10 protein-coding genes are annotated in these 11,581 nt (G+C 42.9%); all 10 read left to right on the forward strand.

Annotation, left to right across the window (positions count from 1 at the left end; all coding sequences use genetic code 11):
* The coding region (locus tag JZO70_RS06160; protein ID WP_207672676.1) for an LPXTG cell wall anchor domain-containing protein at nt 1-219 on the forward strand (219 nt) is incomplete at its 5' end.
* Nucleotides 216-1,085, forward strand: coding sequence for a BsaA family SipW-dependent biofilm matrix protein (locus JZO70_RS06165; protein WP_207672677.1), 870 nt, complete (start codon nt 216-218; stop codon nt 1,083-1,085). The genes JZO70_RS06160 and JZO70_RS06165, both read left to right, overlap by 4 nt.
* 15 nt (nt 1,086-1,100) lie before the next feature.
* Entirely contained in the window at nt 1,101-1,745 is a 645-nt protein-coding gene (locus tag JZO70_RS06170) for a hypothetical protein (RefSeq protein WP_207672678.1), read from the forward strand.
* 107 nt (nt 1,746-1,852) lie between these two features.
* On the forward strand, nt 1,853-4,537 hold the full coding sequence (locus tag JZO70_RS06175) for a DUF5057 domain-containing protein (RefSeq protein ID WP_207672679.1): 2,685 nt from the start codon (nt 1,853-1,855) through the stop codon (nt 4,535-4,537).
* Between the two features lie 197 nt (nt 4,538-4,734).
* Nucleotides 4,735-5,484, forward strand: a complete 750-nt coding sequence (locus tag JZO70_RS06180; protein WP_207672680.1) for a recombinase family protein — start codon at nt 4,735-4,737, stop codon at nt 5,482-5,484.
* A gap of 17 nt (nt 5,485-5,501) precedes the next feature.
* Nucleotides 5,502-6,251: a helix-turn-helix domain-containing protein gene (locus tag JZO70_RS06185; protein ID WP_207672681.1), complete on the forward strand. Its 750-nt coding sequence runs from the start codon at nt 5,502-5,504 to the stop codon at nt 6,249-6,251.
* An 88-nt stretch (nt 6,252-6,339) separates the two neighbouring features.
* Nucleotides 6,340-7,350, forward strand: a complete 1,011-nt coding sequence (locus JZO70_RS06190) for a C40 family peptidase (protein WP_242703814.1) — start codon at nt 6,340-6,342, stop codon at nt 7,348-7,350.
* Nucleotides 7,351-7,920: 570 nt separating this feature from the next.
* The gene (locus tag JZO70_RS06195; protein ID WP_207672682.1) at nt 7,921-9,027 is read left to right on the forward strand and encodes a tyrosine-type recombinase/integrase; all 1,107 of its coding nucleotides are present in this window, start codon (nt 7,921-7,923) and stop codon (nt 9,025-9,027) included.
* 370 nt (nt 9,028-9,397) lie between these two features.
* Entirely contained in the window at nt 9,398-10,375 is a 978-nt protein-coding gene (locus tag JZO70_RS06200) for a coiled-coil domain-containing protein (RefSeq protein WP_207672683.1), read from the forward strand.
* A gap of 18 nt (nt 10,376-10,393) precedes the next feature.
* The gene (locus JZO70_RS06205) at nt 10,394-11,578 is read left to right on the forward strand and encodes a hypothetical protein (RefSeq protein ID WP_207672684.1); all 1,185 of its coding nucleotides are present in this window, start codon (nt 10,394-10,396) and stop codon (nt 11,576-11,578) included.
* The last annotated feature ends 3 nt before the right edge of the window (nt 11,579-11,581 follow it).

Below are 11,581 nucleotides of genomic sequence, written 5' to 3' on the forward strand. Positions count from 1 at the left end.
GAGCCATCGGGATCAACAACGGAGTCATCGGAATCAATAATCCCAAGTTCACCGAGTGGAACAGGGACCTTGCCTTCAACGGGGCAAGGCACCCCTTCTAATCGGAGTCTGCTGCCGCAGACGGGTGAGCAAGTGGTTTACATGTTTCTAAGTGGTTTGTTATTAGTACTGATTTCTTTATTCTTTTTGAAAAAACGGCGGGAGGAGGAGCTGGAATGACCCAAAAAGAAAGACGACAGCATCTGTTTCGAGTGTTTCTTAAGAGTAAGCTGCTTTTTGCCTGCTTCTCTCTTGTTTTAAGTTTGTTATTGATTGTCGGCAGCACCTATGCTTGGATTACTTCAGCTGATGAGCGGGTAAATCGGTCAGATGTGAATGAGCGAAGATTATCGGCAATTATCGAGGAAGATTTCAACCGAGTCTATCGTTGGGCACCAGGAACAACGAAAGAAAAAAACGTTCGAGTTCGGAACACAGGCGAGATGCCAGCGATCGTTCGTCTGTCGCTAAAGGAATTCTTAGTTATCTTCGAGACGGTAACCAACGATAATCACGATCATACGACCCGAAACGGCAATGGAAATCTAAAGGTTTACGGCCAACCTACTACATCGATTAAAGTAGAGGATCCTTCTACTTGGGTGTCTGGAAATACGTATGGAATAAATGGTTCTACGTTTTACAAAGCCAGCAATAGCACTCTGACGAATCAAACCTATCAATATGATGCCTTAAATACTCGTAACGCTGCATTGGTTGGATTTGAGTTGGAATTTATGGCAGGAAAAGTATTTGATGCAACTAATCCACCACTAGCTGGTACGACGGAGTATTGGTATTACGAGAATGGCTATTTCTATTACTCAGAGGTATTACCACCAAAGGGTGTAACGCCCAATTTGTTGGATAGTGTGTCTTTAAGTGATGAGTATGCTAATCAATACAAAGGTGCTTTATACAAGCTAGTATCAGAGATGGATGCTCATGATCTGACGCGAGAATTATTTTCTGACTGGTCCATTCCGGAGAATGGAACAAATGCTATTTTCAAAATGTATGACAAAAAAATTGATCAACGAGATTAACGAAGGAGGAACAAGATGAAACGACCGAAGAATCCGGTACGCCGGGCTGTTTATATTGTTGTTACGTTAGGCTTGCTCCTTTTGTTAGTTGGCGGCAGTTATTTTGTCTACGCAGCAATGACAGCGGAGGATCGGAAAGATAATGATTTTCAAGTAGGACAGGTAGAGACAGAGCTAGTCGAAGAAGATTTTGTACAATCTACTGAAATTTCGAAAGATGTGACTGTCGATAAGAAAATATCTGTTAGGAACCACGGGACGATCAATCAGTTTATTCGGGTGATGGTCTTGCCAGAGGTAAAAGCAGATGTTGCGGATGAGCCGAGTAATAAAGAAGTGATGTCATTAGTGATTGGTAAAGATTTGATCTTGGTGAATTTGAATACAACGGATTGGCAAGACGGTGAAGATGGGTATTACTACTATATTAAAGAAGCAGTAAAACCGAATGATCCGACAACAGCTCTGTTCGATGGAATCAAATTATCCAATAGTATCAGTGACAAATATGACGGAGCGGAGTTTTCATTGTCGATGAAGGTAGAGACGATCAACTGCAATACGACAGCGTATCGTCAAGCTTGGTGGCATGGAGATACACCGACGAGCGCACCATTAAGTATTATTGATACTGCGTTACAAAGTAAGACAGACAACTAGGGATACAGCGTGAGCTGTATCCTTTCAAAAAAAAGCAACACTCATGAGATGAGTGTTTTACCGAGTGGAACATTGATTTGATAAGTGTTGAAAAGGAGTCGAGAAGAATGAAATGGGTCAAGAAAAAACACACAAAGAAGCTTTTAGTACTAGGAGTTCTTTGCTTACTAGCAGGCGGTTTGTTTGCCGGATTTAAATGGATGACTGATTCCGAAAAGGTCGAGAATATTCAAGCATCAACTGTTGTCCCAGGCAAGGATGGGGATTTTCGATTAACGGCGACTAATAAATGGGATAATACGGGAAGATTGAACTACGCCGATTTGGAATGGGCTCCGATAGCTGATCTGTCACAAGAAGGTTACCGATTGTTTCAGTCAAGTGACAGTGGGAATACGTGGACGAATCAGTCCTTGAATTATGGTAAGCAGATTAGGGTGCTGAATGTTTATCCGGACAGACAGCAGTCTAACACCTTATATACATGGATGAACAGTTTAAATTTAAAGGATGAGGATGGAAATAATTTAATTGATGTTTATCCTGTAGCCATAAGCACTTTCAATCAAAACCCGAATCAATATTTGAAAAATCAGCTTACTGGAGATTATAACATGGATGTCATTATGTTTGGTAGCTGGGACGATAATTATGCTAGAGATATCTCAGACCTTGGGGCACAGGCCACTCAAGAATTTATTGCATCAGGTCGGGGAGTACTGTTTGGACACGACACGGTATATAGTGCTCCAAACCAGAATCCTAAAAAGAACTGGTGGAAATACTTCCATGAACAAATGGATTATTTAGGAGTCGGGCATGATCCTAATATGCAATATCCCAATGGAAATGGTAATTATCCGATGATTAGAACCGATTATTGGTCGGGTTCTACGAAGGTAAAGATAACCAATGATGGGTACTTAATGAAATATCCCTTTGAGATGGAAAATGGGTTGGAATTGACCATTCCCTATTCTCATAATATTGAATTACAAAGAAAAAATGTAGGAACAGTATGGGCTGAATTCACGAGTCCTTTTACAGGTGATTATCCTCGTCCGCCATTCGACAATGCTACTTGGCGTGGTGGTTGGTATCTAAAGACGAATAACAATGTAGCCATGATCCAAACGGGTCATAGTAATGGTCGTTCGACAAGGGATGAGAATAGAATAATCGCTAACGTTCTTTATAATCTGGCGCAAGTTTCTCTGCAAAACAATGCACAAGACTACTCAGTTTCAGACCGTCAAGCTCCCGATGCGCCAGATTTGGATATTCGTTGCGGGGATAGCGATAACTTAAATGTTCGAGTCGATGCAAAAGATAATGGAGATCTTTATCAATGGTACGTAGAGGCGAGTACAAAAGAAAATGGTGTACTTAAATCAGATACTGTGGAAGAAGAAATCAGCAGTAATATCGCTGGGTATTTTTATCGGGTAGTAGCGGATCCAGCAAGTGAACGTGATTTTATAGATGTGGTAAATGATAAAAAAGATAACTATGGGCGATTTGCTGAATCTCAATTTGATTCGTATGTTGCGCCTAATACTGATTCCCTGGATTATCTAACAACCGGTTCTTTTACAATCAATGAAAAACAGGATTCAGGGAAGTATTTACAGGTAGTTGCAGCAGATCGGATGAGTAATGTAAGTAAAGTGACGACGGTACAAATCAAAGATCTGGCTCAGCACATTGATTTTGAAACTGAACGAACCGTTGATGAAGCGAAGTTAGTCGATATGACTTTGAGTTCAGAAACGGATCAAACCATGAAAGAAATAGAAATTCAGGTTCCTAAAAATACGGAGATTAAAGATTTGGGAACGTCAGCGATGACTCTGCCAAATACATGGTCTTATACCCAAAATGGCGCAAATGCCGGATACGATTCTATCACTTTTGATATGCAAGCCAACAATAGCAAAGCGGTTATTCAACCATTTTTGGAAGATCTGCGTTTTACTATCAAGAGTTCACCGAATACTTCAGGAAAGATTCAAATCATTTTGAAGAAGAATGAAGAATCGGTCAAGGATAATTGCTGGAATGCAGCGATTCCGCAAAAAATATCCTTAACTGCTTACAAGGAAGACGGCACCGCTTTGCCAGATGGGGATATTCTATACGATCAACAGCTGCGTATCGGACAAGGCATTACTGTTTCTCCAATTAGTTTGGATTTTTATGAATTCTTGGAAATGAGAGAGACGAACGATACTCCTAGAGTATTAGGATTAGATTATACAGTCTCTAATACGTATCAGGAAGGCAAAATAATCTATTCATTACGTAAAGCTACGCTGCATGTTCGGCAAGTGATAGTCGATTCATCGGATGAAATTGTTGTGCCTAGTGAAGGATATGTAAAAATAGAAAGCAATTTGTACAACAATGGCAATCCGGCAGTTGATACTGCTTATCAAGCAGATAAAATTGTTACATCTGGAAAGCAGGCGGATACGCCAGCATTTAGCGATTTTGTTTTGTCCACTAAGCATTTAAGCAGTGGAGACGATCAAGTCCTGTTTAGCCCAGTTGTACCAGCCTTTTATAGTTATTTAGGTCATTATGTATCGACGGATGCGGCTAGTCAACAGACTAATCCTTCTATCACAGCCGGATCTGCACCGATTACACGAAGCGACATCGATGCATCGAGGGAATTTTGGATTACGCTTTATATTAAACCAAATGTGGATGCTCAAGGTGATTCTAAAACACCGCAGCCTTACAGCTGGGATTATCAAAAGAATGATTTAGGAACAATCAAAACAAAATAAACGAAAGAGGCGAGGCAGATAGTGGTCTATCTATTGTTATTAGTATTAGGCCTAGTTGTATTAGTCCAAAGCTATTTATTGTTCTCGCTGATGCGAAGTCAACGGGACATACATGTGAAGGTCAACCGACTGCTTAGAAAGCAAAAGCGGTCGGCGCCACCTTTGCGAAAAACTCCGACAGAGAGAGGAAGGACACGATGAATCTAGGCTATGCACGGGGGTATCAGATTACCCAACAATTGGACGCGCTGGAGGATTATCCGGTGGATGAACTCTTTTCTGACGGGCATCAAGAGATCGAAGCAATGACCTCAGACACCAGTGAATTTCAAGCGCTGCTGAACTTTGCCCAACCGGGGGATTGTTTGGTGATTACCTCCTGGGAAGTGGTTTCTCGGGATTACCGACAGCTGCTGCTGTGTCTGGATAAGCTGGAGGCTTTGGAGGTTAAGCTGGAGGTCTTGAACCTCCCGCCGTTGACCATTGCTGAGTGGCGCCAAATTTTTCTTTGGTCGTTGCGCAACGATCGACTTCTCCATCCTTTTCTGGTGAAGGCGGGAAAAGAACGGGACCGCAGCAAGGATGCCTATTCCTTGTTTAGTAAAGAACCGGAGGCCAAGAAGCTGTATCGGGAGATCATCTGGCTGTTAGTCGAAAAGCGGACCATCCGCCAGGTTTCCCAACAAAAACGGGTACCGCTGGAAACTGTCTACCGGATTCAACAGGATTTGAAGCAGCTTCAGCTGGCGATTGTCCTGGTGGTGTGTTTCCTGTTAGCAATCTTTAGTATCAAGCTGGCTGAATCTTACTTCGATCAGCTATGGATTCAGGTGATTATTTGTATTGTCGTTACGCTAGTAATTTTGTGGAATGTACTGGTGGACATCGAAGAACCGGAAGCCCTGGGCAAACCGGCAGTAAAAGAAAAAAAGATTCCGAAAACTTAAAGAGAAGGTGATGAAGTATGCAACATGCGTTAATTCTTACCATGAATATACTGACAGAAGAAGAGCTAGTCAAAAAGCTGCAGCGAATGAACTATGAAACCTTATGCTCCAGCGACGTACTCAAACGTCTAAAAAGTCCCACGATCGGAGCTTTTCTGGGGTACTTCCATTTGGTTCTGTTGAGCGAAAACTTATCCAACAGCGAAGTTGAAGAAATTCTATCCCTGTTAAATCGCTATCCAATGTTAGTCGTTCGAATTACGGAGGACTATCCCAGTGAAGAAGAGCAGAGCTATTGGAAGGAGCTTGGCCTGGCCGATTGGTTGGTTCGGCAAGACGGCTTTGAAGACACTCGCGAGCGGTTGAGCGTCCTGCGCAAGCAGCTACCACAGGAAAGCCAAATTCTGGCATTTCCAACTGAGAGCTTGACGACGGTACCCACCAATTTCGAAAAGCTGTTTAAGAGCTTCTCGAAAACAGAAAAGAAAGTCTTTGAATATCTATTGAAGGCTTACCCGGAACAGGAGGTCTCCTCCCGTCAAGATATGTGCAATCACCTGTGGAGTGATGGTAGCACATCATCCAATATGAGTCAGCTCTCCTGCTTGATCAATAAGCTGAAGCGTAAATGTAAACAACATGGCATCACCGGCGATATGATCTCGACGTACTGGGGCCGCGGCTACAGGCTGAGTGATGACTTTTACCAGCAATGGGTTCAAGGAACGCCTGAGAATTCTCAGCTTTATTATTCGGCAACCAATTAAATCAGATCGCATCGCTCAATCAAAGGAATGGTTGAGCGATTTTAACGATAAGGGGATGGTTACAATTAAGAAGGTATACATAGTATGTTTGAGTTTTGTAATTTTTTTTGGGTTTAGTCTGGAGGTTCAGGCTGATCCAAAGGAAGATACTCAGCAGACGATCGTGGAACTGCAGGAACGACTAAGCAAGCTGAACGATGAAATCTCGACTTCAGTGGTTCAGCAGGAAGATCAAGAAAAGCAGATCGCAACCTTGGATCAAGAACTCATTGAACAGGAAAAGAAAGTGACTGAGATGAACGACAAATTGACAGTGCTGGAAAAAGAAATCCAAGAGCGAGTAAGAGCGATCCAGCTGACCGATGCCAATCAGAAGGCAGCTTTTTTTAAGGTGGACGGCTGGTCGAAAATGTTAGGATCGGTTAAAGGTGTTGAAAAGGTTCAGAAGGCGGACGCAGCTCGGGCCAAGGAATATACTGATTTAGTGGAGGCTATTTCTAAACAGCAGAAGGCCTTAGAGAAGAAACGGCAGGAGTATCAGGCAGCGCAGGATTTATTGAAGACGACGATTGAGAAGCAGAATGCTAGTAAGGCCGAGTTGGAGAAAGAGCTGAAGGATAATGAAGCTTTGTTGGCGCAAATTCAGGAAGAAGAACGGCAACAAGAACTTGCCTTGAAAGCTCAGCAGGAGGCCCTTTTGCAACAAGTCGTATTAGGTCAAAACTTTACTACAGATGAAGAGGCTTCGAAAAAGGCTCAAGATATTATCCTGTCAGCAAAGCAATACCTTGGAGTTCCTTATGTTTGGGGTGGAACGACTCCAGCTGGTTTTGATTGTAGTGGATTGATGCAGTGGGTCTTTGCCCAGAATGGGATTGGGATTCCACGAGTGAGTCAGGCACAACAGGCTTCTATTAAAGAAATTCCTATTAGTGAAGTGCAACCGGGGGACTTAGTATTTTGGGGACGGCCTGCTCATCATGTGGCGTTGTATATTGGGGAAGGGTATTTTATTCAAGCACCACAACCTGGAGATGTCGTGAAGATTACCCATAATAGCTGGTATCCGTTTGAGAGTGCGGGAAGAGTGCTGAATTAATTAAATAAGTAGAGCCGAAAGTATTGTAAAAGATACTTTCGGCTTTTTTGTGCGCTCTTCAGACGATCGATGGTTTTAACCAACCTATCGTCAGTTTGCGATTATAGCAAAAATTGTAAACCTGTGCTTGAGGATGTTGTTGATTGTTATTGAAAAATGATGAAAATAAAATTTACAAACCTTTTGCTAAAAACTTATTTAAAAATTGTGTATGTGCTATATAATTAAAGTTGTTGAAGGATGCAAATTTATAGTGTTTTCTTTTTTTACGAACAATTGATAGAGAAAAGAACGAAAGGATTTGATAAAGGTTGATTTCTTGGTCTAGTAAAGACCAAGAGTGAGAGAGGATAATAGTTGAGCTTTTTAATATTTTGGCGTCCTACTCTAGTATTATTATAGATTACGATAAAAAAATACGCAATATATTTTAAGAAAATAACCAAAATGAATATTATTCCAAAAATGATTGAAAATTGGATCGCGCGACGGTTCGTAAAAAGACCATAGAATAAGCTATTTTATTTACCGTCAAAAATACCGTCGATTATATAGAAAGGAAGTGTACACATGCGTCGTGGAGAAAACATTTATCGCCGCAAGGACAGGAGATGGGAGGGTCGTTATGCGGTTGGAAAAAAGGAAAATGGAAAAACAAAGTACAAATCCGTATATGGCAAAACTTTGCAGGAAGTTAGAGAGAAGCTCTATCCGCTAAAGGTGAAATATCAGATTATTTTGCATGTTCAAGGGGAAGCCACAATTTCCTTTTACGAGTGGGGGTATCAATGGCTGGAGGAGGTCCAATCAGGCGTTAAACAGTCCACTCACGCCAACTACAAATACAAGCTCACTCAGTATGTTCTTTCCGTTCTTGGAAACTATGCACTGAACGAATTGGATGAACAGGCCGGAGAAGAACTGCTGAAAAGCTTGAAGGGGCGGGGGTTTTCGCCGTCTATGATCCAAGCGGTGTTCCGTATTACTAAGCAATGTGTGAATTTAGCTATTCGGAAAAAACTAATCAAGGAGAATCCTTTTAAGGCCATTCAGCTGCCTAAGGTTGAACAGGTTAAGAACCAGGCGTTGACTAAGCAGGAACAAAAGCGTTTGGAAATTGCTGCGACAGAGGACGAAAAAGGACGTGGCATTCCGGTCTTACTAGCGCTACATGCTGGTTTGCGGATTGGCGAAATTGCCGCGTTGACTTGGAAGGACTTAGACTTTGAGAATAACCTGATCCATGTTCGTTCCACCTATCAACGGGTTTTCAGCTTGTTAGAGGGGCAGAAAACGGAGCTGGTTTTCACCAGTTCTAAGACTTCTTCATCGGTTCGCTCGATTCCTATGAGTAAGCTCTTGAAGGAAGTATTGTTAAAAAGAAAGCAGGCATCAATCGGTGAATTTGTGGTGGCTAACAAGAATAAGCCTTTGGAACCGCGGCTTTTGACGTATCATTTCCATCAGATTCGTCAGATGGCTAATTTGCCTGAGACACATTTTCATCAGCTGCGTCATACGTTTGCGACGCGTTGCTTGGAATGCAAAGGGGACATCATGAGTGTCAGTGCTATGTTGGGGCACAGCTCTACTCAGATGACCTTGGACCGCTACGCAGGTTCTGTGATGGAGCAGCGTATCCAAGTAGTCGAACAAATGGCTCACTCAATCGCATAAAACGTTTTCAAAAATTGCTTTTTGCATTTTTGGGGTGTTTTTTTTTGTTTTTTTCTAAGAAAACGCTTACCTAAGGTGGTGTAACCCAATTTTAGAATGAATGACTGATTTTTGCGGCTGAGACCTCTTTTTTCTCCCAAATCCTCTTTTAGTTTATAAAAATAACACTCATTAAAGATCGCTCTAATTGTATAAACCGTCAGCTGCCGTCAAGAGGCGGCTTTTTTTGTTGTTATGACGGTCTTTTCATGGTTTTTCGTAGTCTTTACTAGACCAGGAAAACCAGATGAGAGGTTTTACCATCAATAAAAGTATAACACGCAAGTGGGAAATTCGTAAAAAAGACTAGGTTGTTAGAGGAGGAAGCTGAATGTTTGGATTTGGCAAACAGAAGAAGGAGACATTTCAAGATCCGCAAGAAGAGTATTACTACGACGAATACGATGAAGGTTACGAAGAGGATTACGGGTACGATGCCTATCCTGAAGAGGACTACGATCGACCCGTTGACAATCATAATGACTATGATCGCGGCGAACGAAGAGGGCGCAGAAAGCCGGCACCCGCTGCAGAGGAACGCTACGAAGAACGGTATGACAGCCGCTATGACGATGGAAAAGCGTTGCGTCCGGAAGAAGAACCTGCTCCACGGGACGAATCGCCTTTACAACAAGAGGTCGAACGCCTAGAAGAGACAGTGGCTCAATTGAAGGGTCAGCTTGAGGTGAAGCAAACTGAAATGTCCCATATGGCGACGACTTTAACCGAGAAGAATCAAGCGCTGGAAGAGCAAAACGCTGAAAAAGCCCAACAGCTGGAGGAGCTGCAAGCGAAGATGCACCAAGAGCTGCAGGAATTGCAGACAACGACCGACCAGCTGCTGCAGGAAGTCCAAACAAAGAAAGATCAAGAGCTTCAAGGCATGCGAGCAGAAAAAGATCAAACCATCACTCAATTGCAGCAGGAAGTTGAACGGCTAAAGGTCCAGCTGAAAGAAACGCAAACAACGCAAGCTGATGCGCTGATTCAAGCCCAACGGAAAATCGACGATCTGAATCGAACAAAGGTTGAAAATGACGAAATGAAGGCTGAGTTAACCAACATTTTGATCGAAACCAAAAAACAGGAACGGGCGATTTTGGAACGAGCAGAATATGAGGCCAAAGGGATTCGCAGCCAAGCAGAACAGGAAGCTCATCAAGTCATGCACGATGCTTCGTTGGAGCTACGGGTGATGAAGCAGGAAATCAGAAATTATCGCAAACGGATTCGCTCGGTACAGGAAGAAACGACTCAGGTCTTTGTTCGCCTGTTAGCCAATAGCGACACGCTGTTGGAAGATGAGTAGCGGAAAGGGAAGAGTTGTATGAAGCAAGCCAATAGTCAAATCGCTCTGTATCCGACACCTGCTCCGTTGATGCAAGAAGAACTGATTACACAGCCTTTATTAGAGGAAATCGAACGGGCCTGTGAGTATTTGTATGCGCCCCATGGCACCTTGAATGAGGACCAGCGCAAGAAAATTTATCAGCACTTTGAGCAGTTGTTTCAACTCATGAACAGCAGCTATCACTTTGAATTACTGTTGGTACCGGGAACCTTCAACTGGAAAGCTTTTTGGCAATCTTTGCACCAGTTTTTCCCGCAGTTTGCCTGGATCAAAGCTCAAACCGATCAGCCGAAGTATGGCAAACAAGTTTATCGCTTTGATTTTGTACCGTTGGTTTACCGCAAGGAAGGTTTTCCCTTTGCCATTCATTTGGAAGACAGCTTGGTCCAGCAATTTCCGCTAACCGGAGAAGAAGCTATCGAACGGGCAGAACAGCTGCTGCTGGAGCTGGCAGGACAACATTTTTCAGAGGGCATTGTGAAAGAGGTCGTAAAAGACCCGCAGCCTGCGAAAAAGCCGGAAACTAGTTCGGCACCGATTGAACAAGCTGAAACGAAAGCCCAAGCGGTGGAGGTATCCGTTGGTGAACGAGTCCAACAGGAAGAGGTTCGTCAAGAAAGCCAAAGCAAGGCGCGCCTCAGGGCCGTGAATCAAAAGCTGGAAATGGTGATTGAAAAATTAGAGCTTTCTATGCTATATAGCGGCATTCAGTACTTCGACCAGGAGCACCGCGAAGAAGGCGATTGGGATAAGCGCATCAAGATTAGCTTGCGAGAATATACCTATTTATTGCAGAAGGCTAGATTTCTGGAACAGATGTGGAACCTCAACGGCGAGCTGATTAATAAAACGGAAAAAATGACCGTCACCGGTAACAAGCTGGTCTACGAACGAGATCAAGTTAAACAAATTAAAGACAATCTTTCGGCTAGAGATATTCATTTTGTGCTCTACGAATGCCAAGTAATTGAGTCGCGAGCAAAGGTTCACGCTCGACCTTGGTTCAGAAAGCCCTATGTGAAGTTGATGAAGATGGATTACGACAATCTATTAAGCAAAGCAGCTTACTTTGATCTTTTGCAGGGTGAAAGTGCGATTTTGGAAAAAATCGTGCGGGAACACCAGGATGCACCGGTTAAAGAAGCCCGGGAGGTTGGCTGAGGT

Source organism: Candidatus Enterococcus moelleringii (genome assembly GCF_017377575.1).
Lineage (GTDB): Bacteria > Bacillota > Bacilli > Lactobacillales > Enterococcaceae > Enterococcus_A > Enterococcus_A moelleringii.